Annotated in this window: 30 protein-coding genes; 21 read left to right on the forward strand and 9 right to left on the reverse strand. The window is 55.1% G+C overall.

The window, feature by feature from the left end:
* Nucleotides 1-32: 32 nt before the first annotated feature.
* From BEQ56_04160 to BEQ56_04195, 8 genes are all read left to right on the forward strand, one after another.
* Nucleotides 33-725, forward strand: a complete 693-nt coding sequence (locus BEQ56_04160) for a DNA-binding response regulator (protein ID AOH44397.1) — start codon at nt 33-35, stop codon at nt 723-725.
* A 9-nt stretch (nt 726-734) separates the two neighbouring features.
* Nucleotides 735-1,667 carry a two-component sensor histidine kinase gene (locus BEQ56_04165; GenBank protein ID AOH42740.1) on the forward strand — a complete coding sequence of 311 codons (933 nt, stop codon included), beginning with the start codon at nt 735-737 and terminating at the stop codon, nt 1,665-1,667.
* Nucleotides 1,668-2,000: 333 nt separating this feature from the next.
* The gene (locus tag BEQ56_04170; GenBank protein AOH44398.1) at nt 2,001-2,924 is read left to right on the forward strand and encodes a bacitracin ABC transporter ATP-binding protein; all 924 of its coding nucleotides are present in this window, start codon (nt 2,001-2,003) and stop codon (nt 2,922-2,924) included.
* A complete protein-coding gene (locus tag BEQ56_04175) occupies nt 2,917-3,702 on the forward strand; it encodes a lantibiotic ABC transporter permease (GenBank protein AOH42741.1) in 786 nt (261 codons plus the stop codon). Before BEQ56_04170 ends, BEQ56_04175 begins: the two co-directional genes overlap by 8 nt.
* A 1-nt stretch (nt 3,703) precedes the next feature.
* Nucleotides 3,704-4,483, forward strand: a complete 780-nt coding sequence (locus BEQ56_04180) for a lantibiotic ABC transporter permease (protein AOH42742.1) — start codon at nt 3,704-3,706, stop codon at nt 4,481-4,483.
* A 10-nt stretch (nt 4,484-4,493) separates the two neighbouring features.
* Entirely contained in the window at nt 4,494-5,417 is a 924-nt protein-coding gene (locus BEQ56_04185) for a bacitracin ABC transporter ATP-binding protein (protein AOH42743.1), read from the forward strand.
* Entirely contained in the window at nt 5,410-6,144 is a 735-nt protein-coding gene (locus BEQ56_04190; GenBank protein ID AOH42744.1) for an ABC transporter permease, read from the forward strand. The genes BEQ56_04185 and BEQ56_04190 overlap by 8 nt, the downstream gene beginning before the upstream one ends.
* A gap of 5 nt (nt 6,145-6,149) precedes the next feature.
* On the forward strand, nt 6,150-6,890 hold the full coding sequence (locus BEQ56_04195) for an ABC transporter permease (GenBank protein AOH44399.1): 741 nt from the start codon (nt 6,150-6,152) through the stop codon (nt 6,888-6,890).
* A 52-nt stretch (nt 6,891-6,942) separates the two neighbouring features.
* Here BEQ56_04195 and BEQ56_04200 read toward each other — a convergent pair whose 3' ends face one another.
* The 5 genes from BEQ56_04200 to BEQ56_04220 all read right to left on the reverse strand — a co-directional run bounded on the left by BEQ56_04200 (nt 6,943) and on the right by BEQ56_04220 (nt 10,850).
* The gene (locus BEQ56_04200; GenBank protein ID AOH42745.1) at nt 6,943-7,137 is read right to left on the reverse strand and encodes a hypothetical protein; all 195 of its coding nucleotides are present in this window, start codon (nt 7,135-7,137) and stop codon (nt 6,943-6,945) included.
* A 166-nt stretch (nt 7,138-7,303) separates the two neighbouring features.
* Nucleotides 7,304-7,858: a hypothetical protein gene (locus BEQ56_04205; GenBank protein ID AOH42746.1), complete on the reverse strand. Its 555-nt coding sequence runs from the start codon at nt 7,856-7,858 to the stop codon at nt 7,304-7,306.
* Nucleotides 7,859-7,896: 38 nt separating this feature from the next.
* Complete coding sequence (locus BEQ56_04210) at nt 7,897-8,685, reverse strand: hypothetical protein (GenBank protein ID AOH42747.1); 789 nt, start codon at nt 8,683-8,685, stop codon at nt 7,897-7,899.
* Nucleotides 8,686-8,831: 146 nt separating this feature from the next.
* Nucleotides 8,832-10,106, reverse strand: coding sequence for an AAA family ATPase (locus tag BEQ56_04215; protein ID AOH42748.1), 1,275 nt, complete (start codon nt 10,104-10,106; stop codon nt 8,832-8,834).
* Nucleotides 10,107-10,211: 105 nt separating this feature from the next.
* The gene (locus BEQ56_04220) at nt 10,212-10,850 is read right to left on the reverse strand and encodes a hypothetical protein (GenBank protein AOH42749.1); all 639 of its coding nucleotides are present in this window, start codon (nt 10,848-10,850) and stop codon (nt 10,212-10,214) included.
* A gap of 357 nt (nt 10,851-11,207) precedes the next feature.
* Between BEQ56_04220 and BEQ56_04225 the strand changes: the two genes are divergently transcribed.
* From BEQ56_04225 to BEQ56_04285, 13 genes are all read left to right on the forward strand, one after another.
* Nucleotides 11,208-12,455, forward strand: a complete 1,248-nt coding sequence (locus BEQ56_04225) for an AAA family ATPase (GenBank protein ID AOH42750.1) — start codon at nt 11,208-11,210, stop codon at nt 12,453-12,455.
* A gap of 97 nt (nt 12,456-12,552) precedes the next feature.
* Entirely contained in the window at nt 12,553-12,981 is a 429-nt protein-coding gene (locus BEQ56_04230; protein AOH42751.1) for a hypothetical protein, read from the forward strand.
* Between the two features lie 24 nt (nt 12,982-13,005).
* A complete protein-coding gene (locus BEQ56_04235) occupies nt 13,006-13,326 on the forward strand; it encodes a hypothetical protein (protein ID AOH42752.1) in 321 nt (106 codons plus the stop codon).
* Complete coding sequence (locus tag BEQ56_04240; protein ID AOH42753.1) at nt 13,319-13,651, forward strand: hypothetical protein; 333 nt, start codon at nt 13,319-13,321, stop codon at nt 13,649-13,651. The genes BEQ56_04235 and BEQ56_04240 overlap by 8 nt, the downstream gene beginning before the upstream one ends.
* 128 nt (nt 13,652-13,779) lie before the next feature.
* Nucleotides 13,780-14,733, forward strand: coding sequence for a hypothetical protein (locus tag BEQ56_04245; protein ID AOH42754.1), 954 nt, complete (start codon nt 13,780-13,782; stop codon nt 14,731-14,733).
* Entirely contained in the window at nt 14,727-15,719 is a 993-nt protein-coding gene (locus BEQ56_04250) for a hypothetical protein (protein AOH42755.1), read from the forward strand. The genes BEQ56_04245 and BEQ56_04250 overlap by 7 nt, the downstream gene beginning before the upstream one ends.
* Before the next feature lie 12 nt (nt 15,720-15,731).
* Nucleotides 15,732-16,958, forward strand: coding sequence for a hypothetical protein (locus tag BEQ56_04255; protein AOH42756.1), 1,227 nt, complete (start codon nt 15,732-15,734; stop codon nt 16,956-16,958).
* Nucleotide 16,959: 1 nt separating this feature from the next.
* Entirely contained in the window at nt 16,960-17,925 is a 966-nt protein-coding gene (locus BEQ56_04260; protein ID AOH42757.1) for a hypothetical protein, read from the forward strand.
* Between the two features lie 83 nt (nt 17,926-18,008).
* Nucleotides 18,009-18,698 (forward strand): hypothetical protein, encoded by a 690-nt coding sequence (locus BEQ56_04265; protein ID AOH42758.1) that lies wholly within the window; start codon nt 18,009-18,011, stop codon nt 18,696-18,698.
* Nucleotides 18,695-19,765 (forward strand): carbamoyl phosphate synthase, encoded by a 1,071-nt coding sequence (locus BEQ56_04270; protein AOH42759.1) that lies wholly within the window; start codon nt 18,695-18,697, stop codon nt 19,763-19,765. The genes BEQ56_04265 and BEQ56_04270 overlap by 4 nt, the downstream gene beginning before the upstream one ends.
* Nucleotides 19,762-20,532, forward strand: a complete 771-nt coding sequence (locus BEQ56_04275; GenBank protein ID AOH42760.1) for a hypothetical protein — start codon at nt 19,762-19,764, stop codon at nt 20,530-20,532. The genes BEQ56_04270 and BEQ56_04275 overlap by 4 nt, the downstream gene beginning before the upstream one ends.
* Entirely contained in the window at nt 20,523-21,446 is a 924-nt protein-coding gene (locus BEQ56_04280) for a hypothetical protein (protein AOH42761.1), read from the forward strand. Before BEQ56_04275 ends, BEQ56_04280 begins: the two co-directional genes overlap by 10 nt.
* Before the next feature lie 261 nt (nt 21,447-21,707).
* The gene (locus BEQ56_04285; protein AOH44400.1) at nt 21,708-23,105 is read left to right on the forward strand and encodes an AAA family ATPase; all 1,398 of its coding nucleotides are present in this window, start codon (nt 21,708-21,710) and stop codon (nt 23,103-23,105) included.
* Between the two features lie 10 nt (nt 23,106-23,115).
* On the opposite strand, the gene BEQ56_04290 is transcribed toward BEQ56_04285, so the two are convergent.
* The 4 genes from BEQ56_04290 to BEQ56_04305 are packed head-to-tail and all read right to left on the reverse strand — an operon-like array spanning nt 23,116 to nt 25,937.
* Nucleotides 23,116-23,694 carry a hypothetical protein gene (locus BEQ56_04290; protein AOH42762.1) on the reverse strand — a complete coding sequence of 193 codons (579 nt, stop codon included), beginning with the start codon at nt 23,692-23,694 and terminating at the stop codon, nt 23,116-23,118.
* On the reverse strand, nt 23,691-24,476 hold the full coding sequence (locus BEQ56_04295) for a hypothetical protein (GenBank protein AOH42763.1): 786 nt from the start codon (nt 24,474-24,476) through the stop codon (nt 23,691-23,693). Before BEQ56_04295 ends, BEQ56_04290 begins: the two co-directional genes overlap by 4 nt.
* Nucleotides 24,477-24,479: 3 nt before the next feature.
* Nucleotides 24,480-25,391 carry a hypothetical protein gene (locus tag BEQ56_04300; protein ID AOH42764.1) on the reverse strand — a complete coding sequence of 304 codons (912 nt, stop codon included), beginning with the start codon at nt 25,389-25,391 and terminating at the stop codon, nt 24,480-24,482.
* A gap of 30 nt (nt 25,392-25,421) precedes the next feature.
* Complete coding sequence (locus BEQ56_04305) at nt 25,422-25,937, reverse strand: hypothetical protein (GenBank protein AOH42765.1); 516 nt, start codon at nt 25,935-25,937, stop codon at nt 25,422-25,424.

Here is a 25,937-nt window from a genome sequence, read left to right on the forward strand (position 1 = left end):
GCGGATGCGGAGCGAAATGGAGAATGGATGGGGTGAACCGGATTTTAATCATTGACGACGATTGGCAGCTTTGCGCTTTGATTCAGCGCTGCGTTTCGCGGGAGCATATCGATGCGGATATATGCCGCGACGGGCGGGCCGGGTTAGCGAAATTAAGGGAAACCGGGTACCAGCTGGTTATTTTAGACGTGATGATGTCTGGCGCGGATGGTTTTGAAGTTTTATCAGAGATCCGTAAAGAAAGCGGCGTTCCGGTCCTGATGCTGACCGCGAAAAACGACAGCGCTTCGAAGGTCCGCGGGCTGCGCGGCGGGGCGGACGATTACCTGACGAAACCGTTCGATCTGGAGGAGCTCATGGCGCGGATTTTGTCGCTGATCCGGCGGTACACGCGCTTCAATCCCGCCGACGACGGGCCCCGGATGCTGATCTACGACGGACTGACGATCGATCTCGACCTGCGGACGGTTGCGACCGCGGCCGGTTCGTTTGAACTCCCTCCGAAGGAATTCGACCTGTTGCTGTTCGCCGCGAAAAATCAGGGCAGGATCCTGACGAAGAAACGGATCTATGAGGAGGTATGGAAGGAAGCGTATCTTCATGACGACAGCAATATCATGGCAGTGATCAGCCGGCTGCGGAAAAAGCTCGAAGCCGATCCCGGGAGCCCGAGGTATCTTCAGACCGTGAAAGGGATCGGCTATCGGTTCAATAAGGACGTTTGAGCTCGCCGGATGAAGATTCTGATCGCGTTCCTGATTTTCCTGACGCTGGCGGCGATCGGTTCCGCCGTTCGGCTCTGGCGCGTAAAGAAACGGCTTTCTGAAATGACCGGCGCGCTCCGCGACGTTCGGGACGGGAACGGGAACCGCCGGCTCCTGGCCGGACCGTCAGAGCCGATCGCGCCGCTTGCGTATGAGATGAACGAGATTGTTCGCGCTTATGAGGACCGGCTGGCGCAGTTCCGGCAGACGGCGGAAACGAATAAGCGGCTGATGACGAGCCTGTCGCATGACGTTCGGACGCCGCTGACGACGCTGATCGGGTACCTCGACGCGGCTCAGAAAGGTATCGTAACAGGGAAGGAGCGCGAGGAATATATTGAAACGGCGCGCCGGAAGGCTTACGACCTGAAAGCGTATATCGACGTTTTATTTGACTGGTTCAAGCTGAATTCCGACGAATTTGTCATGGAAATCGTTCCGGTCGAAGCGGGAGAGCTGACGCGGAATATCCTGATCGATTGGATCCCGATTTTCGAAAGTCAGGGGATCGCGGTTGAGATCGATATCGCGGAAGAGTCGGTTCCGGCGGCGCTGGACAGCGGGAGTTACACGCGGATCCTGAATAACCTGATTCAGAATCTGGTCTCTCATAGCCGCGCGGATCGCGTTGAAGCGCGCCTGTCGAAGCGGGACGATTGTTTTGAATTTACGCTGTCGGATAACGGCGTCGGGATCGCGAAAGAAGCGCTGGATCAGGTTTTTAACCGGCTTTACACGCGCGATCTGGCCGATAGCGAGAGGGGAAGCGGGCTTGGGCTGTCGATCGCGCGCCAGCTGGCCGGGAAAATGGGCGGGCGGATCAGCGCTGAAAGCCGCGTCGGGGAAGGGACTTCTTTCACGCTTGCTTTTCCGCTGATTCGGTCGGAGGCTTTACGACGCTGAGGACATGGAAAGTTTCGCTGCAGGCCTCAGGCGGATTCAGAACGCTTGTGATGAAGCCGGCCGCGGGGCTGCGTATGATGGCGATAACGATGGTTTTACGGTCTGCGTTGATCGTCATTGCGGCGAAGGTTGGGTATCACGGATGAGTGCCAACCGCGGCACTCATGGCATCCATATGTATATGTTTATCTGTATTTGATCTCTTTTGCATGAGCTACGACCGCGAAAGTCCTGCCGAAAACCTTGCGTTCAGCCGATTGCAAGGTTAATTCAACGTTCCCGCAAGGTTAACGCAAGGTTGCGCTGCTAAAGTAAAGAGAAGGAAGTTGAATGATGGACGAATTTGTGATTGAGACGAAAAAGCTGACGAAGAAATACGGGCATGAAACCGCGATTCATGACGTCGATCTCCATGTCCGGAAAGGGCGGATTTACGGGCTTCTCGGGCGGAACGGCGCCGGGAAAACGACAATAATGAAGCTGCTGCTTGGGCTGACGGATCCGACCGCCGGAGAGGTGCTGCTCTGGGAAAAGCCGCTGCGGGGGAACGAGAAAAAAGTTCTGCCCCGGATCGGGTCGATGGTTGAGGGCCCGGGTTTTTATCCGAATCTGACCGGGACGGAAAATCTGCGAATTTTCGCGACGCTGCGCGGCGTTCCGACGGCGAACGCGGTCGAAAACGCGCTGAGGCTGGTCGGGCTTCCGTATCGGGATAAAAAGCTGTTTTCGCAATATTCATTAGGAATGAAGCAGCGCCTGGCGATCGCGCTTGCCGTCATGCATGATCCGGAGCTGCTGATATTGGACGAGCCGATCAACGGTCTCGATCCGATCGGAATCGCGGAAGTCCGCGCTTTTATCCGCGAGCTCTGTGATCAGCGCGGAAAGACGGTCCTGATATCCAGTCATATCCTGTCAGAGGTCGCGTTATTGGCGGACGATATCGGGATTATCGATCATGGCGCGCTGTTGGAAGAAGGCAGCCTTGCGGAACTGGAACGGAGAAACAGTCGTTTCGTACAGTTTTCTGTTTCCGACATGGCGCAGGCGGCGCGGATATTGGAGCGAGTTTTTAACGAAACGCGGTTTTCGGTTCAGGACGATTATCGTTTGCGAGTGGACTGTCTCGATTTACCGGTTGGGAAACTCGTTGCCGCTTTTGTGGAAAATGGACTGGAAGTCAATGAAGCGCATACCTGCGAAGAAAGTCTGGAAGACTATTTCAAACGGGTAACGGGAGGAGAAGGCATTGCTTAATCTTGTGCTTTGTGAATTCACAAAATTAAAACGCAAAAAAATTGTTTTACTGATCATACTTTCTGCTTTCCTGTTTCCTGTTCCGCTCACAGCGTTCATGACGCTGCCCTTTCCGATTGAAAGCGAGGCGGCTAATTTCAATGAGTATTTCAGTTATGTGATGGGATATGGCGTAGAGCTACTGCTGCCCTGTGTGATCGGCATTACTGCCGCGAACCTGTTTTTTATGGAACGCGATCATGATACTTTTAAAAATTTGCGGGTGATTCCGGTCACAAGCACACAGATGGTCCTTGCAAAAATTATTGTTTTATTCCTTTTCGGAATATTATTCAGTTTAGCTTCAGCCGTTGCCGCGTTCCTTTGCGGGGGTTTTACACCGGGCGCGGAGGTCACAGGGATATTCTATAAATTGGTATTGGCGTTAGAAATGGGGGCCTTTATTACGGGCGGAACTTTGCCCTTAGTTGTTCTTGTCGTTTTCTTCAGTAAAACCTATATCTTTTCTATTTTGCTCTGCGTATTTTACAGCGTTTTGAGTTTGACGGCGGAAGCCAGTTTCGGCGCGCTGCCCAAATTATTGTGCTGGCTCATGCCAATTCCTCTGACAACGCTTTGGAGCGCGGGAAATATGATTCAACATGGCGTACGCGAAAATATAGAAGCGTTAGAGCGTCTGTTTCCGTCTACAGCTCAGACCGTTGCTATTTTAAGCGTTATGGCATTCCTGTCTGTCATGCTGATCGATTACCTGTATAAAGTGAGGAGAGATGAATAACATGATTCGCATGATTCAGACCGAAATCTGGAAATTAAAAAGGTATCGAATTATCTGGTCCGGGGTTTTCCTCATGCTGCTTTCCGTTCTGCTGACTATTTTTTCTACTACGGCAATGGATGGGACGATCTGGACATTTCCTTTCTTTTCTGAGCAGGTCGTCAAGAACAACGTTACGACGATTTTTCCGATGTGTATTGTTTTGATTGCCGGATATATCATAGCAAGAGAAGAAAAAGATAACGCGCTTAAAAATATTATGGTAATTCCTGTTTCTTATTCCTGTCTATTGTCAGGGAAACTGGTTGCTTGCGCATTGCTTTCTTTGTTTTTAGGGCTGGCAAGCGCGGTGTTTACGATAGCTGCGAGCTTGCTGCTGGAATTTCCGGGATTTTCTGTCGCGGTCGTTATTCAGACATTTATTCAGATGATTTTGAACTGTCTGTTTCTGTATATTGCGGTGACGCCAGTGATTGCGCTAACGGTTCGTATTCCAAACGGGCACCTGATCGGGACGATCATAGCGTTTGTTTATGGCTATGGCGGTATGTTTGCTTCGGGGAATATGACGCTGGCGAACGTTTACCCAATTACTGCAAGCCTGGGCCTGATCCGCTATCGCAGTTATGATCCAGCAGTCCATTGGAACATGCTGAGCTGTCTTTGCAGCCTGTTCCTCTGCGTCTGTATTTCCTGTATATTCATCCTGCGCATAAAAAATAAAGAGCCTGAAAGAACAACGAAAAAGCCTGATAAAGCGATCCTTAAGAAAGGATGGTAATTTCTGCCGAATGAACGAATTTGTGATTGAGACGAAAAAGCTGACGAAGAAATACGGGCATGAAACCGCGATTCATGACGTCGATCTCCATGTCCGGAAAGGGCGGATTTACGGGCTTCTCGGGCGGAACGGCGTCGGGAAAACGACAATAATGAAAGCCGTTTTGGGGCTGATCCCGATCGATTCCGGGGAGGTTAAAGTATTTGGCGAGCGGATCGAGGAACGGAAGGAGCGGATTTATCCGCGGATCGGCGCGATGATCGAGACGCCGGGCTTTTATCCGAACCTGACCGGGACGGAAAATCTGGAAATTTTTGCGAAGCTGCGCGGCGTTCCGACGGCGAACGCGGTCGAAAACGCGCTGAGGCTGGTCGGGCTTCCGGTTCGGGATAAAAAGCTGTTCGGCGCGTATTCTTTGGGCATGAAGCAGCGCCTCGGTATCGCGAACGCGGTTTTTCATGACCCGGAGCTTCTGATATTGGACGAACCCACGAATGGACTCGATCCGATCGGAATCGCCGGGATCAGGGATTATCTTAAAAAGCTGGTCGTTGAGCGTGAAAAAACGATCCTGATATCCAGTCATATCCTGTCTGAAATCACGCTGCTCGCCGACGATATCGGGATTATTGACCGCGGCGTATTATTGGAGGAAGCCCCGTTGAGCGAACTGACAAAAAGGGACCGGCGTTATATCGAGCTCCGGGTTTCGGACGTTCCGAAAACCGTTCTGATCCTGGAACGGGATTTTGGAATGAAGGGTTATTCCGTTCAGGACGACTGCACGCTTCATCTTTTTGACGCGGTTGAGGATATCGGCGCGGTCCACAGAGCGCTCGTACTGGAGGACGTCGCCGTTTACGAATCCCGGTTTTGCAGCCATACGTTGGAGGACTATTTCAAGAGTATAACGGGAGGAGAGGGAATTGCTTAACCTGATTCAGACGGAGTTCCTCCGGCTGCGGCGCAGGCGTACGGTTTTCTGGATGCTCCTGGCCGCCTGGCTGATGCCGCTTGTCGGCGTTTTCTATTTCGGCGACGATTGCCGGTTGGGACTGGATCCGATCCGGTTCTTTAAATGGGCGTCGTTCAGCTATACGGCGTGGATCGTTTTACCCATCGTGCTTGGAATCTTTGCCAGTATGCTCATGGTCGACGAAAATCGCCTCGGGATCCTTTATCAATTCTGGATCGTCCCGGTTCATCGGTCCAGCTTCTTTCTCAGTAAGTTTCTGATGGTCATGATCTACGCGCTTTGCTTCATGCTCGTTTCCGCGTCCGCGTCGTTAATTTCAGGGCTGCTTTCCGGCTGCGTTACGCCGGATCGGGACGCTGTCGTCTTCCTTTTTCGAAAGTGTCTTGAGATCGGATCCCTGACGGCCTTTACGACGGCGCCGGTCCTCGCCGCGGCTGGGACGCAGCGCGGTTACCTTCTGCCGGTCTGCCTGACAATCGTTTATACGTTTTTCGGGTTTATCCTGCTGGGAGTCAATCCGTTTCTTCATCCGATATCGAGCGCGATGGAAATCGTTTTTCGCGACGTTCCCGGCGTAGTTTTATCCCGCCCGTCGAATCTTCCCGACGCGTTCTTTTGTATCGGAATCTGGTGCGCCGGGTCGGCGGCTGCGGCGCGAATACGGGTGAAAGGGTCATGGATATGAATCGGGTGAAAACGCTGCTTTGGGCGGAATGGCGAAAACTGCGCCGTTCGAAAATCATATGGATCAGCGTCTTCGCGGTTGCGCTCGCCTCGGCGACCGTGATCGCGCAGGGGCAATTCGTTCATTATGGTGAAACTTTCGCGAGCCGTCCGGGCTGGCTGCTGACCACGGCGCAGTCGTTGGCGACGTTTTATGTTTTGCCGGCGATCGTTGCGCTCGTGGGGAGCTATCTGATCTGCCGCGAGGATCATGACGGAACGATCGTTTCGCTTCGACTTGTACCGGTCGATGAAAAAAGACTGTCTGCGGTGAAAATGGTTGTTGCGTTGATCTTCAGCCTGATCCTTTACCTGCTGCTGTTCCTGTTCATGCTGGCGGCGGAAGCCATTCTTCACGTTCAGGATTTAACGGCGGCGACAGTGATTTCTTTTCTGAAAATGTACCTGATTGATGGGGCGGGGGTATTTTTCGCGATCTCCCCGATCATCGTTACCGTCGCGCGCGACCGGAAGAAATACTGGCTGGCGCTGCTGGTCGCCGAAGTATATTCTTTCGTCGCGGTCTTCGCCGGGTTGGCGGGGCTGAACGACGTGGTTCCGATTACGGCGGTCCTTAATCTTTCCGGAGCGTTCGGCGAATCCGGCACGGTCAGCCTGATCCGGAGCGGTCTCGTTTTGCTCTGCTGCGGCGGTTTGGCGCTGTACATGTTGATGCGGATCGATTCCTGCGGCCGACGGGCAAAATAGAGCGTTTCATGTGAAGATCCCCGTCGGTCTCAGCGGAGGATATCGGGATCGGTCAGGAACTGGCGTATCCCGATCGTAATAAATCCGTTGTCGTCAGGGCGTGGACGGCGATTTTCCTGAACGACGATGAATTTTCGGAATGAATCAGGAATTTTCCGCAGCGACGCACACCGGTCACGACCTTGATCAGTCCGTTCTTTTTCCGCCGGATCAGTTTCTTCAGGTACGCGTCGCGTCTGATTTCCATGACTTCGCTCTTATTGAGAATGATTTCGGTTCCCCAAGCGTATTCTCAATAAGTTTACCCCGGTTCTTTTTCTGGCCTGCGGCGCGCCGTCTCCGGACGAAAACAGGGGTTCTATTAAGGATCAGGTCGCCTCACAGCCTTAATTCTCAGCAGCCTCAGGAGTGGGTCATGGGAAGCAGAAGAAGATTTCCTGGATCGCTTTTTCTTCGGCAGGCAGCGGAATTGTCTGCTGTCCGGCGGCGAAAACGACCAGCTGCGGCCGGAAGGCGGCGACGCGTTCCAGCTTCCCCGCGTCTCTACGCAGGTCTTTCGCGCGGTCCAATTCGATCCCTCCTTCCCATTCCGAAGCAAGCTCGATCTCCATCATCGCCGCAGCCGTCTCAGCTTCCGTTCGCAGCTCGTTCGGGAACGCCAACAGGGCGGGCTTATAATCTTCGCAGAACGCGCGCAGCGCGTCGGCGGCCGAAAACGTTTCCTTCGGTTCATAGATGAAAAGGCGATCGGCGCCGAGGCGGGTCAGCTTCGCGGCGGATTCAGGCGCGGTCGGCCCGATCAGGACGAGCTGAGCGCGGAGCCGGTATTGGCCGGCGGCAGCGCGGACGACGGTCCAGGCGGCGTGGGCAGAGGGGCCGAGCCCTCCGTCAGGGGTGAGTTCGGCGGCCAGCGCCAGATCGATCCAGTCGGTTTTCGAAAGCTTTGGAGCCGGTATCGGGTTTGTCATGCGTTTCCTTTCCGTAAAGAGGGAGCGATCGCGAATCGTCAGAGCGACCGCTGACGGCGCACCTCGTACATCAGGATCGCCGCGGCAATCGCGGCGTTCATCGATTCGATCCGTCCGGTCATCGGAATCAGGATTCTCCGCCGGGCAAGCGCCGCGGCGTCCGGGCCGATTCCCTGCGCCTCGGAGCCGAGGATCAGCGCGGTCGCTTTCGTATAGTCTGAAAGCCAGAAATTTTCACTGTCTTCGACCGCCGCGGCGCAGATTACGATTTCGGGACGGCTGCTGAAAAAGGTTCGAATCTCGTCCCAGTTCAGTTCGTAAATCGGAATCGAAAAATGCGCCCCCATCGCGGAGCGGACGACTTTTGGCGCGCTCGGATCTGCGCAGCCCGGCGAGAGCAGCACGCAGTCAACCCCGGCCGCCGCCGCGGTCCGCAGGATTGTCCCCAGATTCCCGGGATCATGGATCTCGTCAAGGATCAGGATAAACGTTGGTTCGTTCGGGATCGGGAGATCGCGTTTTTGCGCGATCGCGATGAGCGGCTGCGCGTTTCGCGTATCGGAAATCGCGTCGATCAGCGTCGGCGCGGTTTCGATCGTTTCGATTCCGACGGCGCGCGCGTCGTCAAGGAGCGTACGGACGCGCGCGGGCGCCGGTTCGGCGTAAAAGATCGTTTCGAGAAGCGCGTTCTGACGAAGGGCTTCTTCGACGAGGCGGACGCCTTCAATCATGAATTTTCCTTCTTCGTCGCGCGCTTTTTTCTGTGCTCTCAGCCGGCGGACGCGCTGGATTTTCGGATTTTGGATCGAGGTCAGGATCGTGGTCATGCGGTTTTCCTTCTTATGGGCGCGATGGGTAAAGAGTCGCCCACTTAAAGAATTGTACCTGCTCTATGAACAGAAGCGTGTCTTTTTATTTCCGTTGTCCCAGATCTATCAGTGTTGATGCTGGGCGCTTCTCGTACCCCCCGTGTTCAGGGCTTTAGGCAGCAAATCGGCACAATCCAAACGCCGTCTTCTCTCCTGTAAGCGAAAGGGGCTTTCGCGCAGAGCACCATCAGGAAGGACGGTTCTTTCATTCGATCCGTATTGATTTTGGATGCGAGTTTTTTGAGATTGTCTGCGCCTCCGTTGATCAGCGTGTCGCCGCCTAATTTGATTTCAATTAAGGCATACGAGCCGTTCCGCAGATGAAGGACAGCGTCGCACTCCAGATCGTTTTTATCTCGGTAATGATAAATTGAGCCGTCTAAGGGTTCCGCGTAAATTCTCAGGTCCCGGATACAGAGATTTTCAAAAAATAATCCCATTGTATTCAAATCGTTTAATAAATCCTGCGGCCCGATTCCTGACGCTGCCGCCGCGATCGAGGGGTCGGTAAAGTATCGTGTGTCGGTTGTTCGAATGGCCGTTTTGGATCGCAGGTTTGGGTTCCAGGCAGGTGTGTCTTCGATAACGAATATCTTTTTCAGCGCGTCAATATAAGAATACAGAGTTGCGCTGTCGAAAGTATCCATCTGATTCGCTAACATGTCCTGTCGAATCGTTTCGAGCGAGGCTTGTGTTGAAATATTCCTGGCATAGGATTTGAATAGCCGTCTTGCTTTCTCTTTATCTTTTCGAATGTTGTCGGCTCTGCTGATGTCGTTCGATAGAATCGACTCGAAATAGTCGATCGCTTGAAACAGGGCGCTTTTCTCTGGCAGTCCGATCGATTTTGGCCAGCCGCCTCTGCAGATTGAAAAAGCGATTTCTTCTAAGGTGTGATGATCTGTTGCGGAGATGATCTTTCCGTCGAAGAGGTCACGCAGCGAGACGGATCCTGTGGATTCTCCGGATTCGAACAGGCTCATGGGCCGCATGTGCAATCTTGAGATTCTTCCGGTTCCGGTATGCGTGGATGGATTTAATTCCGCCGGGATGGCGGACCCGGTTAAAATGAATTGCCCGAATTCATCTCTTTGGTCGACCTCGTACCTGACGGCGTTCCAGAGATTCGGCGCTAATTGCCATTCGTCGATGAGCCGCGGGACTTCGCCTTGCAATAGCAGCGTTGGATTCAACTCTGCCATTTCCCGGTATTGTCTGGCTAAATCCGGCTGATCCATCGCTAAAACGCTTTTTGAGATCTGTTTTGCCGTTGTCGTCTTTCCGCACCATTTTGGGCCTTCGATCAGAACCGCGCTCTTGAAGCTCAGGCGTTCCTCAAGGATTTTATCCATTATTCTCGGTATGTAATTTTTTGGCATGATGCCCGCCTTTCTCTGATACGCTGAATTATAGTGGAATTCCAGTGTTTGGCGCTTTTTTATTCCAGTAAATGGCTGGTTTTCGTTCCAGTATTTGGCGGCTTTTTATTCCAGTGTTTGGCCGGGCTGAAATACGGTTGCGCGGATCGCCCCCGCCGCATGAATCCGGACAACCTTATGAGGATCTTCGTTCGCAAGCCGTTCGAGCCTTGGAAGATACGGCTTGACGTAGTTCGGCTTCCTTTTTCCGATGACCCGGAAAATTTCCGGCGCTTCGATCCGAACCCTGTCGGAAGCGTCCTCAAGCAAAGCGAGGAAAATCCCCATTTTATTTTCGAATCGGTGAGGAGCGTTGGTCGCAATATTTTCGCAGGCCCAGATAAAGTTCATTCTGACAGTCGGGACCGGGTCCCGCGCTAAAGCGAACAGGCCGTTCAAATAAGGCTCTACGAGTTTATCGTCCGCGCGTCCGATCCGTCCTAAGGCTCCCGCGGCCCGTTCCCGAATTTTCGGGTTCTCGTTTTTTAAATAGTTCGCTAAAATGCTGATATATGGCTCCGCTTTTTTCGGATATTTCAGCCCCATTTCTCCGATGAGCCAGATGGATTTTTCTTTGATCCTGTCCGAGGAATCGGTCAGCCGTTCTCCGACAAAGAGAATCGCTTCATTCCAATGATTTTTATCCTTGGTCAATGCAGTTAACCGGTTATAAGTTTCGTCCGCTGCGATATTTTTTGAGTTCATTCGACTTACTCCGTTTTCCGTGCGTCCATTGCAAGCTTCTGGCAATTCGTAAGCGTTGAAGGCTTTTCGGCGATCCGCCTTGAAAGGATCGTGGCCGCCGCATGAATAACTTCCCCGGGATCGTTGAATCGACGATACGATCATGTTGCAGTAGTCCTGAATTATACGGCTGTTCCGAAGCGACGGTGCATGGGCCGTCGGGAAGCGCACGGACGCGCTGGATTTTCGAATTTTGGATCGAAGTCAGGCCCGTGGTCATGCGGTTTTTCTGATTTAGCCGCCGTCAGGATCTCCGGCGGTGCGGCTTGCGCGATATAATTCTTAAAAATGTGGCGACACACAGAAAAAGGAGCCTCAATGATCATCAGGCGCGATCTCTATCTGGAAAAATTGATCGAAAGGAAAGGCAACGGTCTGATTAAAATCGTAACCGGGATCAGGCGCTGCGGAAAGTCGTTCCTTTTGAATAATTTATTTATTGAGCATCTTCGAACCGAGCGGGTTGACGACGCGCATATCATTCGCCTTTCGCTCGAAGGCGTTGCGAATCGGAGATACCGCGATCCGGAGTTCAGCTACGCTTACGTGACGGAACGGATAAAAGATTCTCAAACGCACTATATTATTATCGACGAAGTTCAGCTGATGACCGATTTTGTCGAGGTGCTGAACGGTTTTTTGCAGCTTCAGAATGTCGACGTCTACGTAACCGGAAGTAATTCCAGATTTTTATCTTCGGATATCGTCACTGAATTCAGGGGGCGGGGCGACGTCGTTCGGCTGCATCCGCTCCGTTTCGCTGAATTCGCAACGGCGTACGCGGATCGGCAGGAGGCATGGGACGATTATTTTATCTATGGCGGACTCCCGCAGGTTCTGACTTACCGTTCGAAAGAGAGTAAGGAAGCCTATCTCGTCGACTTATTCGATACGGTTTACAAGCGGGACATGATCGATCGGAATCGATTAAGAGGCGCGGAGAATCTTGATGAATTGTTGGACGTTCTTGCGTCTGGGGTCGGGTCGTTGACCAATCCGTCGAAGCTTGAGAAAACGTTTCGGTCGGTGAAGAATTCAGCTTTTTCGAGGAGCGCGATCGATCGTTATATTTCCTGCCTGGAGGACGCGTTTATCGTTTCGAAAGCGCTGCGGTATGACGTAAAAGGAAAGCGTTATATCGAAACGCCATATAAAGTTTATTTTGAAGACGTTGGATTACGGAACGCCCGGCTGAATTTCCGTCAGGTTGAAGAAAACCGCCTGATGGAGAATATTATTTTTAATGAATTGCGATGCCGTGGGTTCAGCGTTGACGTCGGGTTGGTCGAATCTTATTCAAAGAATGTCGATGGGCTGACGGTTCGGAAAACGCATGAGATCGATTTTGTCGTGAATCGGGGGAGCGAGCGGTACTATATCCAATCCGCTTACGAGATTCCGGATTCTGAAAAAATGGCGCAGGAAAAAGCGTCATTGAACCGGATCGGCGATTCTTTTAAGAAGATCATCGTCGTCCGCGATTACATGAAGCCGAGGATCGATGAGACCGGAATCGTCAGGGTCGGGTTGATTAATTTTTTACTGGACAATCGGATTCTGAGTTGACTGCGAAAAATGTGGAATCAGACGGGAAACAGTGAATTTCCGATTCATCGGTTAACGCGCTGGCCCTTTGTGTATCAGACGTAGATGGAGGCAGCAAATGCCGCAGATGAACAAAGGCGGAAAATTTATTTTCGGGATTTCCCTGATCCATTCTGACGGGGCGGTTTTACTGCCGGCGCAGGCGGTTGAAGAATACGCGATCGCTAAAGAGGGCAGGGTTATTCTTCTTTCAGGCAGCAAAAGCACAGGCGGTTTTTGCGTGACACGGAAAGGATTGCTTGAAAAGTCGCGTCTGAGCCATATTCTCAGCGAAAACCCTGCGCTAAGCAACTATGAAATCAATGAAGGGGAGTTTATTAAGTATAAAGGCCGTTTTTATTGCTGGAAGAGGATCGACACGAGCGGAAGACTTCAATTGGATGACAAATTATATTGCAAATTCGCAGTCAGATTCGTCCCTTGTCGCTCCGGGATTCTGCGGCAGATAGTTTCTTTTGTATCTCAGTTCGTTATACAAATGGTATAATGACAGCAGAAAGAGAGGTGCAGTATGGCGACAAAAAGCGCAAACGTCATCGCCCGGGTTGAACCGGAGATCAAGGAACGTGCGGAGGCGATTTTCAGTCAGATCGGGATCCCCGCTTCAACGGCGATCAACATGTTTTACCGGCAGGTCATTCTTCAGCGTGGGCTCCCATTCCGTCCGGGCGTATCGGTCCAACGGCCGCTTTCTCGTGATGAAATGAGCGATGAGGAGTTCAACGCCCGGATGGAGGAGGGTTACCGTCAGACAATGACAGATCAGGCTGAGCCGGCGGATGAATATTTTGATCGACTCATTCAGCGAATCAACGTTGCGATTCATGAATGAATATACCGTTAAGGTTACGAAGCGCGCGGCCAGAGCGATGGATCAGATCGCTGATTATATTACTTATAATTTAATGAATCCTGAGGCTGCAATCGTTTTAGCAAATGAGTTTTGTCATGAAATACGAAATCTTCGTACTATGCCGTCTCGTTTTGAAAGTGGCGATGAAGAAAAGTGGGGAAAAAAAGGGTTTCGTCGATTGATCGTGAAGAACTATTTTATCTATTTCGTAATAAAAGAAGAGGGCAAAACAGTATATGTGATTGATGTTATCTACATGAGAAGGAATCAATCTGCGCTGCCTGAATCGGCGATTACGGAGTAAGCACGACTTCCGATTCCTCCGGTTCCGCGCGAACGGAACCGGCTTTTATGATAAAATGCAGAGGATAAGATAACGTTGGATCACGGGTCTCAGATCCGTAATTTCTGAATCAGAAAGAGATTCCCTGCATGACGAATCCGGAAATTTCGGTCATTATTCCTTTTCTCAATGAAGCTGAAAATATTCCAGAGCTGGTCGCGGCGATCGAGGCGTTCGCGCCGACGCTCCCGGTTCCGATCGAGGTTGTCTTCGTCGACGATGGGTCGACGGACGGATCGGGCGAGCTCCTGAGCTCGATTTCATTTCGGAATTTCAGCGCGCAGCTGGTCAGGCTGTCGCGGAATTTCGGGTCGCATCCGGCCGTTCGCGCCGGATTCAGCGTGGCGAAGGCGCCGAATTGCGTCTGGCTTGGCGCGGATTTACAGGAACCGCTCGAAATTATCCGCCTCGGTTACGAAAAAATTCGCGAGGGCTTCGACCTCGTCTGCGTTCAAAAGCGTTCGGTCCGGGTTTCGGCGTCTGAAGAAACGTTCTCGCGGCTGTATTCGAAGCTGATCCGACGGTACGCGATCGCGGGTTATCCGGAGAAGGGCGTCAATACGATCTTTGTCGGGCGAAAGGTCAGGGAACAGCTCCTGCTGAACCCGGAATCGAATTCGAGCGTCGTGCTGCAGTGCCTCAGCATGGGGTACCGGCAGGCGGTTCTCAACGTCGATTATCTGGAACGGAAGCGCGGCGTTTCGAAATGGTCGTTTGGAAAGAAGTTGAAGCTGATGATCGATTCGTTCGTCGCGTTTTCGTACTTTCCGATTCGGATGGTTTCGGTTCTGGGCTTCCTTTTCGCGCTGATCGGCGGGTTGATCGCGCTGTACGTCGTTATCGTTAAAATCAGCGGCATCGCCGAGGTCACGCTCGGCTGGACGTCGCTGCTGTCGATCCTGATGATCGGGTTCGGGCTGACGAATATTTCGCTCGGGATTATCGCCGAGTATCTCTGGCGAACGCTCGACGCTTCGCGGAAACGGCCGCCATATTTGATAGATTCTATAGAAGATTTATGTCGTGAAGAGGGAAAATGCTGAAAATAGCGCATGTTGGGTATGGCTACTGGGGGACGAACGTTGTCCGCAACCTGGCGGCGTCGGGGAAAACGGAGCTTTGCGCGATTGTCGACGCGCGGCCGGAGCGGGTCGAAGCGGCGCGGAAGGCGTATCCGTCGGTTCCTCGGATCGGAACGGACGCGCGCGCGGTTTTAGACGATCCGGCGGTCGAGGCGGTTTCGCTCGCGATTCAGACGGAACCGTCGTTCGAGATGGCGAAAGCGATCCTGAACGCGGGAAAACATCTTTTTATCGAGAAGCCGATTGCGGAAAACGCCGAAAAAGCGGAGATTCTCGCCGAATTGGCGCTGAAAACCGGACGCGTCCTGCATATCGATCATTTGATGCTCTTTCATCCGATTATTCGCCGGATTAAGGACCTTTACGATTCGGGCGAGTTGGGGAAGCTGATTTATGTCGACGTTTCACGGATGAACCTGGGGCCGATCCGGAAGGACGTGAACGCGATGCTCGATCTGGCGGTTCATGACCTGGCAGTGATCGATTTCATTTCCGGCGGCGAAATCCCGTATCATGTCGAAGCGATCGGCGAGACGCATTATGGAAAGCAGGAGACGCTGACCTATCTGACGTTGAAATATCCGACGTTCCTGGCGCATGTGAAATCGAGCTGGATTTCGCCGATCAAGGAGCGGCGGACGATTTTTGGATGCGAAAAGAAGATGGTCATATTTGACGACATGAAAACGGTCGATAAGCTGACGATTTACGATCAGGGGATCGTCGAGACCGGCGAGGAATACGGCGCGTACGAGTACAAAGCGCGGACCGGCGATATCACGATCCCTTACGTCGCGCAGCAGGACGCGCTCCGCAACAGTATCGAGCATTTTGCCGAGTGCGTCGGGGCGGGGCGCGAATCGATCGCGAACGCGGCGCAGGGCGTCAAAATCGCGAGGATTTTAGACGAAGCGCGGCGGAAGCTGGACGCGACGCGGGCGTCATAGAGAGGATAGATCATGCGGCAGATTCCGATCATGAAACCATATTTTACCGAGCGCGAGGCCGCGCTCGTCGCTGAAACGCTGGAAAGCGGCTGGGTCGCGCAGGGGCCGCGCGTCGCGGCGTTTGAAAAACAGGTCGCGGCTCATGAAGGCGTGGCTTATGGGATTGCGGCGACGAGCTGTACGACCGCGCTGCATCTTTTGATGGTCGCGATGGGGTTTGGGGCGGGCGACGACGTTCTCGTTCCGTCGTTTACCTTCGTCGCGACGCCGAATTCAGTTGCGTATACCGGCGCGGCAGTCGTTCTCGTCGACGTCGATCCGGCGACGTTTAATCTTTCGGTCCCATGGCTCGAATCGTTCCTGGACGCGAATTATCGGGAAGCGGACGACGGGTTCCGGAACCGGAGGAGCGGGAACCGTTTAGCGGGAATCGTTCCGGTTAACCTGTTCGGCCTCTGCGCCGATATTCCGGCGGTGAACCGGATCGCGGCGCGGTACGGGATGAAGGTCGTTGAGGACAGCGCCTGCGCGTTGGGCGCGATGATTTCGGGAACGCACGAGGGCGGGTTCGGGAACCCGTCGGCGCTGAGTTTTCATCCGCGCAAGTCGATTACCACCGGCGAAGGCGGAATGATCCTGACCGATTCGGAAGAGCTCGCCGGAAAGCTTCGCCGCCTCCGCTCGCACGCGGCTTCTCTTTCGGAGACGCAGCGGCATCTCGCGAAGGGGTATCTCCTTCCGGAGTTCAACGAGCTTGGTTATAACTATCGAATGACCGACCTGCAGGCGGCGGTCGGAATCGCGCAGATGGAAAAGATCGATTTGATTACGGAAGCGCGGCGGCGGATCGCGGCCCGGTACGACCGGCTGATCCCGGGGAGCGTTCCATGGCTGATTCCGCCGTTCGTCCCGGATGGGTATACGCACGTGTACCAGACGTATTGCTGCCGCGTGAATCTGGCGGCTTTGGAGATGAAGACAGTCGAGGCGGGGAACGCGTTCCGGAACCGCGTTATGGAATTTCTTGAGACGAACGGTATCGCGACGCGTCAGGGGACGCACGCGACGCATACGCTGGGCGTGTACCGCGACCGCCGCGGCGCCGGCGCGCCGGATCTTCCCGGGGCGTATGAATGCGACCGGCTGTCGATCGCGCTGCCGCTGTATGTCGAGCTGACGGAGGCGGATCAGGACTTCGTGATTGAGGAACTGATCCGGGCGGGGAAGGAGGCGTTATAGAATGGCGAGCGTTGCTGGGAAAAATATCCTGATTACCGGAGGCGCGGGGTTTATCGGGTCGCATTTAGCGGACGCGCTTCTCGAACGTGGGGCGGGGAAGGTCGTCATCGTTGATAATTACTTCCTTGGAAAGACGGAGAACAACGCGCAGGCGCAGGCGAATTACGCGAATTTCAAGGCGTATCGCGACGACGCGCGCGATTTGGGGACGATGCGCGCCGTGATCGATACGGAGGGAATCGATGTCGTTTTCAATCTGGCGACGATCGCGCTGAATTATTCGTTTTTTAATCCATATACGGCGTATCAGGTCAACGTCGATATCGCTGAAACGCTGCTCAGGCTGCTGAGGGATGGGGCGTATCGGACGCTGATTCATTCGTCGTCGTCGGAGGCGTACGGGACGGCGCGGTATTCGCCGATGGACGAGGCGCATCCGCTCGATCCGACGACGCCATACGCGGCTGGGAAGGCGGCTGCGGACCTGATGATCCAGGCGTTCTATAAGGTATACGGTCTGGACGTCGCGATCGTCCGTCCGTTTAATAATTATGGCCCGCGTCAGAACGATCAGGCGCTGGCGGCGATTATTCCGCTGACGGCGCGGCGGATCCTGACCGGGGAGAAACCGGTTCTCGAAGGCACGGGCGAGCAGACGCGCGATTTTATTTTCGTTAAGGACACGGCGCGGGCGTTCGTCATGGCGTATGAAAGCGAGGCAACGCGCGGACGGATCATCAATTTAGGATCGGGAAAGGAAATTTCGATGAAACGGCTCGTCGAGCTGATCGCCGGGTATTTTGGCTATGACGGCGGAATCGAGTACCGTCCGGCGCGTCCGGCCGACGTTTCCCGCCTCTGTGCGTCGGCGGCGCTGGCGAAGGAGCTGATCGGGTTTGAGCCGGCGGTTGGCTTTGAGCGCGGATTGGAAGAAACGCTCGACTGGTATCGCGGGAAGTATCTTTAATCGCTTGAATCGCTTGCGGGCTGATGCCGGAAAGACGCCGCGCCTGAATAAAAGCGGGTGATTCCGGAGAAGAGCTTAGTGAAATGAAGTGGTGCGTTTTTTCGGATGTGCATGGCAACGCGGCTTACCTGGACGCGTTGACCGAAGTCTGGCGGTCGCGGGCGTACGACGGTTATTTTTTCCTCGGCGACGCGGTCGGCTATTTCCCGGCATGGCGTGAGGCGCTGCGCGGGGTTGAAGCGCTCGGGGCGGTTTGCCTGTTGGGGAATCATGACGCGATGGCGGTCGGGATCCTTCCGATCGATCCGAAGAAAGACGAGGTTTACCGCCTGAGCGAGGTCCGCGCGACGCTGAGCGAAGAGGATCGCGCGCTTTTTCTCTCCAGGAAGCCGGAACTGACAGTCGAGCTGGACGGACTGACCGTTATGATGACGCATGGAACGCCGGAGAATCCGCTCTGCGGATATGGGTACGAGGATTTGGCGGACGACGCCTGGGACCGGAAGGGGATCGATTTCCTGTTCATGGGCCAGACGCATCGGCCCTGGCTTCGCCGCGGCATGTATACGACGATCGTCAACGCCGGCTCGGCCGGCCTTCCGCGCGATATCGGGAATGCGCCGAGTTGGGCGACGCTCGATACCCGAACGCGGACGGCGGCGATCGAGCGGCTGAAGCTGGATTTGGTCGAGACGTTCCCGGAGAAGCCGGCGGTTCATCCGTCGGTCTGGGCATGTGTCCGGCGAGGGACCGGAGACGGAGGGGTGGAATGAATCGCGACGAAATTCGCGTGATGGTGACGGGGGTCGGCGGCGGCGGAAACGGGGAACAGCTGGTCAAAGCGCTCCGGCTGGCGCGGACGAATTATCGGATTATCGGAGCGGATATCACGCCGCTGTCGAAGGGGCTTTTCCTGACGGACGAGCGCGTGATCCTGCCGCCGGCGACCGCGCCGGAATATCTGGACGCGCTGATGCGCGTCTGCCGGGAGAAACGGATCGACGCGCTGTTTACCGGTTCGGAGCCGGAGCTGAAACGGGTCGCCGCGGTTCAGGACGAGATCCGGGCGGCGGGCGTTTTTTTGCCGATGAATCCCCAATCTGTGATCGAGACCTGTATGGATAAGTCGAAGACGATGGCTTTCCTGGCGGAAAACGGCTTTTCGTATCCGGAAACGGTACCGGTTCGCGGCGTCGAGGACCTGACGCGGGTCCGGGCGTTCCCGGTCGTCCTGAAGCCGTCGATCGGCGGCGGCGGATCGGCGAATACGTTCATCGCGCAGAGCCCCGACGAGCTTCGTCTTTTCGGCGAATGGATGCTGCGCGCGTATCCCGAGTTTATCGTGCAGCGGTACGTCGGGAACGCGGGCTGCGAATATACGGTTGGCGTCCTCTGCGGAATGGATGGGGCGCTGATCAACTCGATCGCGGTTAAAAAGAATATCCTGTCGGCGCTGAGCTGCCGGATGAAGATAAAGAGCCGCTTCAGCGACGAGCTGCTGGTTATCAGCAGCGGGATTACGCAGGGCGCGATCGGGCGCTACCCTGACGTTACGGCGCAGTGCGAAGCGATCGCGCTGGCTTTAGGCGCGCGTTCGGCGATCAATATTCAGCTGCGTTTCGTCGACGGCAAGGCGGTTATTTTTGAGATTAATCCGCGCTATTCGGGAACGTCGTCGTTCCGCGCGATCGTCGGATACAACGAGCCGGACGTCATGATCCGGAAACACCTGCTCGGCGAGACGATCGAGCCGGGCTTCCCGTACGAAGAAGGCGTTATCCTGCGCGGGCTGGACGAAGTCTTCGTTCCGGCGAAGGAGCTTTCGGGGCTGGGCGAATGAAAATGAAGCGGCGCGCTTATCTTACGATGGATACCGACTGGGCGTCGGACGAGGTCCTGGCGTTTGCGCTGGATTGGTTCGAGGCGAACGCAGTCCCGGCGACGATCTTTGTGACGCATGATACGCCGCTGCTGGCGCGGATGCGCGCGAATCCGCGGATCCGACTGGGGATCCATCCGAATTTTTACCCGCTCCTGAACGCGAAGCCGGACCGCGGCGATTATCATGAAACGGTCGCCGCGCTGAAACGGCTCGTTCCCGAGGCGATCATCGCCCGCTCGCATGGCCTCGTCGACGCGGGAATTATTCTGGACGAGTTCGCGGCGCAGCGCTGCAAAGCTGATTCGAACCTGTTTATTCCGTTCAGCTCGGGAATTTCGCTCCAACCCTTCGCGCATTACAGCGGGCTGACGCGGATCCCCTATTTTTACGAAGACGACGCGTATTGCTTCGACGCGGCGAAGCCGTCGCCGGAGGCGCATTTACGCCTCGATCCGACGGGGTTAAAGGTTTTTAATTTTCATCCGATTCACCTGTTCCTGAATACGGAGACGATGGAGCGGTACGGGTCCTCGCGCCCGGTTCATGGCGACTTCGCGCGTCTGTCCGCGTTCGTCAATCCGTCCGCTCGGGACGGGGCGTTTTCGTTCCTGAAGCGGATTTTCGCGGAGGCGCGCGAGCTTGGGATCGAATGGGGGCTGATCGAGGAGCTGGTTCCGGGGCGTGAGCCTAGCGGTCCGGACGGAAAGGAAAACGCATGCGGCTGACGGAAATCAAGCGGGACGGTTGGACGGTCGTTCGCGACGGGTCGTTCTCGTCGTTGGGGCTTTGCGGCGCGGCGGCGGGACTGCCGATTTTGACGTTCGCAGGGAACGAAAAGTTTTTACGGATCGCGCTGGCGAACGCGGATGTTGCCGCGGTCATGGTTCCGGCTGCGTTAGCCGGCGCGCCGGCGCTTCGGGACACGACGCTGGGCGTTGCGGTCGTTCCGGAGTTGCGCCGTGACTTTTTCGAGCTGCATAACCGCCTGGCAGCAGATTTCCCCGACGCGTACCTGCGTCCCGGGTTCGAAACGCGGATCGCGCCGTCGGCTTCGATTTCGCCGTTGGCGGAGGTCGGCGCCCGGAATATCGAGATTGGGGAAAACGTCCGGATCGAGGCGTTCGTTTCGGTTAAAGAAAATACCCGGATCGGCGCGGGGACGATCGTTCGGAGCGGGAGCGTTTTAGGCGGTACCGGACTCGAGTTTATTCGGATCGGCGCGGACGGGATCCTGCCGGCGGCGCACTGCGGCTGGCTGACGATCGGCGCGGACGTTGAGATTCAGTACAATTGCAGCGTGTCGCGGTCGCTTTTCCCCTGGCACGAGACGGTCATCGGCTCGGAAACGAAGATCGAGAGCCTGACGCATGTCGCGCATGGCGTATCGATTGGATCGCGCGCGCTGATCGCTTCCGGGGCGGTTATCGGCGGCTCGGCGCGGATTGGCGACGGCGTCTGGATCGGACCGAACGCGACGATTTCGTCGGAGGTCAGGGTCGGCGACGGCGCGCGGATCAGTTTAGGCGCGGTCGTCGCCGGAACCGTCAAAGCGGGCGAGACGGTCAGCGGGAATTTCGCGATCCCGCATGAGAAATTCCTGCGGGAACAGTTCCGACGCATGCTTGGCGCCGGTCAGTAGCGCAGGATATCGCGGTTATACCGTTTCTAAACCAAACGGTCGTCTCTTTCATCGTAGAATACGGCTTAAGGAGACGATGAAAATGAAACAAAATTTTTTCAGGCTTGGAATATGGGTAACCGCCCTCGGGGCTCGCCGCTTTTGATTCGGGGCTGAATCACCGCTATAATTGATTCATCTGAAGCGCCGGAACCGCTCCGGACGATTCAGCATGATATAAATTTGAGGAATTCAGTTGACATGCGAAAAGGTTCGTTTGAAATGGCCCTCTCGGAAGCCGCCGAATCCGAATTCAAAAGCGCGTTGGAAACGAAAAAGCCAAAAAGCTGGCTGAAAACCGTCAGTGCGTTCGCGAACGGGATCGGCGGGACGATATTTTTTGGAATTGGGGACGATCGCGACTGGATCGGGCTTACCGATCCGAAGTCCGACGCAGAGGCGATCAGTCGTTTAATTCAGGCGCGGATTACGCCGGTTCCGGGCTTTGTTCTGACGCCGATTGCGAAAGAGGGAAAGAGCGTCTTAGCCGTCGAAGTCGCCGCCGGTCGCTCAACGCCTTATTATTACAGGGCCGACGGGATTTTGGAAGCGTTTATCCGAATTGGAAATGAAAGCGTCGCCGCGCCGGATTATGTTGTAAACGAGCTCATTCTTAAAGGGACGAACCGATCTTTCGATTCGCTCGCGACCGATTCGCGAATCGCGGATTACAGTTTTACTTTGTTAACCGCGACGTATTTGGAACGGACCGGGCTGAAATTTGAGCCGGCGGATTTTGTTTCGTTTGGATTAGCGGATCGGAACGGCTGCCTGACCAACGCGGGGAAGCTGCTCGCGGATCAGCGTCTCGTTTATAACTCTCGTATATTTTGTACGCGCTGGAACGGACTGGATAAGGGCTCGATTTTTGACGACGCGCTTGACGATAAGGAGTATGAGGGGAACTTAATTTATCTTCTCCAAAGCGGGCGCGAGTTTATTCGGAATAATTCGAAGGTCCGTTTCGAAAAGAAGGCCTTTTACCGCGTTGATAAGCCGGACTATTCGGATCGGGCCGTGACCGAAGCGTTGGTTAACGCGTTGATTCACCGCGACTATCTTGTCCCCGGAAGCGAAATTCATATTGACATGTACGACGACCGATTGGAAATCAGCTCTCCCGGCGGGATGTACCGGGGAAAACCGATCCAGAAATACCGGTTGGAGGAAATTGAATCGGTTCGTCGGAACCCGGTTATCGCCGATTTATTCCACCGCATGAAGTTCATGGAGCGCAGGGGCAGCGGAATCCGGAAAATTCTATTGGAGACGGCGAAATTACCGGGGTACACCAATGCGCTGAAACCGCGGTTCCGCTCTTCGGATACGTCGTTTTCCGTGATGCTGAAAAATGTCAATCATTCATCCTGGTCACAGCGTGATCACATGAATGATCAAAGCGCTGCCCAGGATCGCGCGGTGGGCAATCTGGGCGAATCGATTCTTGACTTCTGCTCCGTGGCGAGGACAAAGCGCGAAATCTCGGATCATCTTGGATACAGGAACCTGACGTATTTTACGCGGCGTTTTTTAAAACCGCTTCTGGCGAGCGGGCGGCTGCGCATGACGATTCCGGAAAAACCGAACAGCAAATATCAGAAGTATTATCGCGCAGGATAGTTTTTTCCCGTCAGCCCTTGATCCGGAGCGGGACGCCGGCGAGCATGAAGCAGGCGGTGGCCGCATGTCGGACGATGCGCTGGTTAATCCTGCCGAGGGTATCGCGGTAAAGACGGCCCAACGGGTACGCCGGGATAATCCCCAGTCCGACTTCGTTCGATACCAGGACGAAGGTCGTTTTCGGGTTTTCTCTGATGATCGCGAAGAGCTTATCCAGCTCTGGGGAGAGAACGGAATACGCGTATTCTTCGGAAGCGATTTCCGGGAGCGTGATCACGATATTGGACGCCCAGACGGAAACGCAGTCGATAATGACGCCCTGATATGGTCCGTCGTTGGAAAGGCGCTGCCTGAGCTTATCGAACGTTCGGGAATAGGCTTCGAGCGTGTCCCAGTTGCTGGGACGGCGGGCCTGATGCGCCTCGATCCTCCGGCGCATCTCGTCGTCCGCGGCCTGCGCCGTCGCGACGTAAAGAACGCGTTCGCCGGCGGATTTTACGAGCTCTTCTGAGTAATGGCTTTTTCCGCTGCGCGCGCCGCCGAAGACGAAATGCAGATTTGCGAATAATTCGGATGCATGGTCGCTCATAATATCTCCCTCAGCAACTTCATAGACGATCGGAAATCGTTCTCGTTGAATATTTCCAACGTTACAACGCCGGCGTAGGAATTCAGGACGAGTTCTTTCAGAATTAATTCTACCCGATTATCGCTGAAGGACGTTAAGCTGCTGTGGTCGCGTTTGGCGATCCCATGCAGGTGGATAACTTTCGTTCGGGCGAGCCGTGGGCGCAGGTAGGGAATCGGATCGCGTCCCTGGAGCCAGAGATGGCCGAGATCCACGCAGTAAGACGCGCCGAACCGGCGGACGATTCCGTCGTTCCGTTCGGCGGGGTACGATTCGAGGTTTTCGATCGCCAGCCGGCTCCGGTCGGGAAGCGCGCCGGTCAGCCGTTCCAATGCATTCAGGCAGTTCCGCTCCATTTCGGCGAGTTCGTTTTCCTCCGCCATGCCGATCTGGTGCGTATCGAGATGGGCGACGTAGGCGATTGGATCGAGCTTCTCAGTACAGCCGATCACTTTCAGCGCTTTTTCAATCGAGATGTCTGCGCGTTCGCCGCCGGCGGTGAATTTCAGGTCCAGCGGCAGGTGAACCGTCCAGGAAAGCGCATGGTCCGCGGCGATCCGGCGGAGCTCCTTGACGAGCGCCTCCGAAGGCAGGTTCGAATAATCGTCGGCTTCGAAGAGAACGAGCTCGATATCGTCGACTTTGTCGGCGAGGTAACGGACGTTGGGGAGGATATCGGCGGGAATGATGTAGGAGGTCGTCCCCAGCCGAAACGGCAGCGCCGGAAAATTTTTCAGGCTCATGGGCTAAAGATGATAAATGAACGAGAACGAATCCGTCATGAGAAAGACCGGCGGATGAAGCGTGAATAAGAAGAGGACGATCAGTTCGGAAATCTCGATTGCCGCGCCTAAGACGTCGCCGTTGATCCCGCCAATCGTTTTTCGTGCGATTTTCCCGAGCCAGCCGGGCAGTTTCCAGAGAACGAACAGCCGAAAGATCATCAGGATAATTTCGAGCAACCCGATCAGCGAGCTCCGTTTCTGATGAAAATTGAAACCGCGGTACATGATGATCGAATTGTATCGCAGCGACAAAACCGCGACCCCGGCGAGCGTCAGCAACGGCAGGATCGCGCCGTAAGCGACCGCTTTGGGATGCAGCTCTTTTTTCAGCTGTGCCGCCATGCCGTTCGGGTTGACGACCGGTTCGTCCCGGACGATCTTCAGCGCGGCCCAGCGCGCGTAAACCGGCGCGAAGAAGAGGACCGGGGTGAAGAAGATCGGGATCAATTGCGCTTTCATCAGGAAAAAGAGGATCGTTCCGGCCAGCGCGTACGTCCCGTGATGAACGTCTTTCATGATTTCCAGGCGGCGTTCCGCCGTTCCGGCGTAGAAGAAGCCGTCGAAAACGTCCATGAGCCCGTCTAAATGCAGCGCGCCGGTCAGCGCAACCCAGACGATCAGCTCGAATACGCCGTTATTGTCGTACTGTACGGTTTCGGAAAAGAACAGGCGTGTCAGGATCAGGAGAACGCCGATGATCCCGCCGGCGAGCGGGTAGAGGACGGTCGAGAGCCGCCGGTTGGCGAAGGTGTCTTCTTCGGCGGAAACGCGGACCGGGATCCGCGTCAGGAAGCGCAGCGCGATTTTCAGCGCCGCGCGGAAGCTCGCGCGCTCACCTGAGGCCGGAGAGGAGAGCTGAGAAGTTGGTTCCATATTCAAATTGTACCTCGATTTTCAGGAGGTTCAGCGCGCAGGCGGATCTGGCAGCGTGAAGAGGTCGAAGCGGAACCCCAGCGCGCTGAAATCAGCGATATGATCCGGACGGATAACGACGAGCGCGCGGCGATAGTCCGCCTCGCGAAGGAGATCAAACGCGGCGGTCAATCCTTCGTGGCGCCGGAATTCGAGCGGACCGAGCTCGTCGACGACGATCAGGTCGGCTTCCCGAACCGCGGCCAGCGACTCGTTTGCCCAGCGGAAAACGCCGTCGTCAATTGTCCATTTTCCCAATCGCGTTCCGAGATCGATCCCGGGATCGTCGCTTCCGGCGAATTTCTCCGCGCCGGAAACGACGTCGACAAGGCTGAAGCCGGTTTTAACGCCGTTTTCGTTAAATCGTCCGGGTTGAAGGACCCCTGCGCAGCGGAACCCGTCTTCCCGCCAGCGTTCGATCGCGCCGCGGCAGAAGGTCGTTTTACCAGCGCCGCGTCCGCCTGATATGACGCTGATTCGACGGGGCGGAGTATCGCTGCGTTTCAT

It is taken from the genome of Anaerolineaceae bacterium oral taxon 439 (genome assembly GCA_001717545.1).
Lineage (GTDB): Bacteria > Chloroflexota > Anaerolineae > Anaerolineales > Anaerolineaceae > Flexilinea.

What these genes read in the sequence shown, in the direction of transcription:
- BEQ56_04165 (AOH42740.1), top strand. Translation starts at nt 735, where the DNA reads ATGAAGATTCTGATCGCGTTCCTGATTTTCCTGACGCTGGCGGCGATC.
- BEQ56_04170 (AOH44398.1), top strand. Translation starts at nt 2,001, where the DNA reads ATGGACGAATTTGTGATTGAGACGAAAAAGCTGACGAAGAAATACGGG.
- BEQ56_04180 (AOH42742.1), top strand. Translation starts at nt 3,704, where the DNA reads ATGATTCGCATGATTCAGACCGAAATCTGGAAATTAAAAAGGTATCGA.
- BEQ56_04185 (AOH42743.1), top strand. Translation starts at nt 4,494, where the DNA reads ATGAACGAATTTGTGATTGAGACGAAAAAGCTGACGAAGAAATACGGG.
- BEQ56_04200 (AOH42745.1), bottom strand. Translation starts at nt 7,137, where the DNA reads ATGGAAATCAGACGCGACGCGTACCTGAAGAAACTGATCCGGCGGAAA.
- BEQ56_04205 (AOH42746.1), bottom strand. Translation starts at nt 7,858, where the DNA reads ATGACAAACCCGATACCGGCTCCAAAGCTTTCGAAAACCGACTGGATC.
- BEQ56_04210 (AOH42747.1), bottom strand. Translation starts at nt 8,685, where the DNA reads ATGACCACGATCCTGACCTCGATCCAAAATCCGAAAATCCAGCGCGTC.
- BEQ56_04215 (AOH42748.1), bottom strand. Translation starts at nt 10,106, where the DNA reads ATGCCAAAAAATTACATACCGAGAATAATGGATAAAATCCTTGAGGAA.
- BEQ56_04220 (AOH42749.1), bottom strand. Translation starts at nt 10,850, where the DNA reads ATGAACTCAAAAAATATCGCAGCGGACGAAACTTATAACCGGTTAACT.
- BEQ56_04225 (AOH42750.1), top strand. Translation starts at nt 11,208, where the DNA reads ATGATCATCAGGCGCGATCTCTATCTGGAAAAATTGATCGAAAGGAAA.
- BEQ56_04230 (AOH42751.1), top strand. Translation starts at nt 12,553, where the DNA reads ATGCCGCAGATGAACAAAGGCGGAAAATTTATTTTCGGGATTTCCCTG.
- BEQ56_04235 (AOH42752.1), top strand. Translation starts at nt 13,006, where the DNA reads ATGGCGACAAAAAGCGCAAACGTCATCGCCCGGGTTGAACCGGAGATC.
- BEQ56_04240 (AOH42753.1), top strand. Translation starts at nt 13,319, where the DNA reads ATGAATGAATATACCGTTAAGGTTACGAAGCGCGCGGCCAGAGCGATG.
- BEQ56_04245 (AOH42754.1), top strand. Translation starts at nt 13,780, where the DNA reads ATGACGAATCCGGAAATTTCGGTCATTATTCCTTTTCTCAATGAAGCT.
- BEQ56_04250 (AOH42755.1), top strand. Translation starts at nt 14,727, where the DNA reads ATGCTGAAAATAGCGCATGTTGGGTATGGCTACTGGGGGACGAACGTT.
- BEQ56_04255 (AOH42756.1), top strand. Translation starts at nt 15,732, where the DNA reads ATGCGGCAGATTCCGATCATGAAACCATATTTTACCGAGCGCGAGGCC.
- BEQ56_04260 (AOH42757.1), top strand. Translation starts at nt 16,960, where the DNA reads ATGGCGAGCGTTGCTGGGAAAAATATCCTGATTACCGGAGGCGCGGGG.
- BEQ56_04265 (AOH42758.1), top strand. Translation starts at nt 18,009, where the DNA reads ATGAAGTGGTGCGTTTTTTCGGATGTGCATGGCAACGCGGCTTACCTG.
- BEQ56_04270 (AOH42759.1), top strand. Translation starts at nt 18,695, where the DNA reads ATGAATCGCGACGAAATTCGCGTGATGGTGACGGGGGTCGGCGGCGGC.
- BEQ56_04275 (AOH42760.1), top strand. Translation starts at nt 19,762, where the DNA reads ATGAAAATGAAGCGGCGCGCTTATCTTACGATGGATACCGACTGGGCG.
- BEQ56_04280 (AOH42761.1), top strand. Translation starts at nt 20,523, where the DNA reads ATGCGGCTGACGGAAATCAAGCGGGACGGTTGGACGGTCGTTCGCGAC.
- BEQ56_04285 (AOH44400.1), top strand. Translation starts at nt 21,708, where the DNA reads ATGGCCCTCTCGGAAGCCGCCGAATCCGAATTCAAAAGCGCGTTGGAA.
- BEQ56_04290 (AOH42762.1), bottom strand. Translation starts at nt 23,694, where the DNA reads ATGAGCGACCATGCATCCGAATTATTCGCAAATCTGCATTTCGTCTTC.
- BEQ56_04295 (AOH42763.1), bottom strand. Translation starts at nt 24,476, where the DNA reads ATGAGCCTGAAAAATTTTCCGGCGCTGCCGTTTCGGCTGGGGACGACC.
- BEQ56_04300 (AOH42764.1), bottom strand. Translation starts at nt 25,391, where the DNA reads ATGGAACCAACTTCTCAGCTCTCCTCTCCGGCCTCAGGTGAGCGCGCG.
- BEQ56_04305 (AOH42765.1), bottom strand. Translation starts at nt 25,937, where the DNA reads ATGAAACGCAGCGATACTCCGCCCCGTCGAATCAGCGTCATATCAGGC.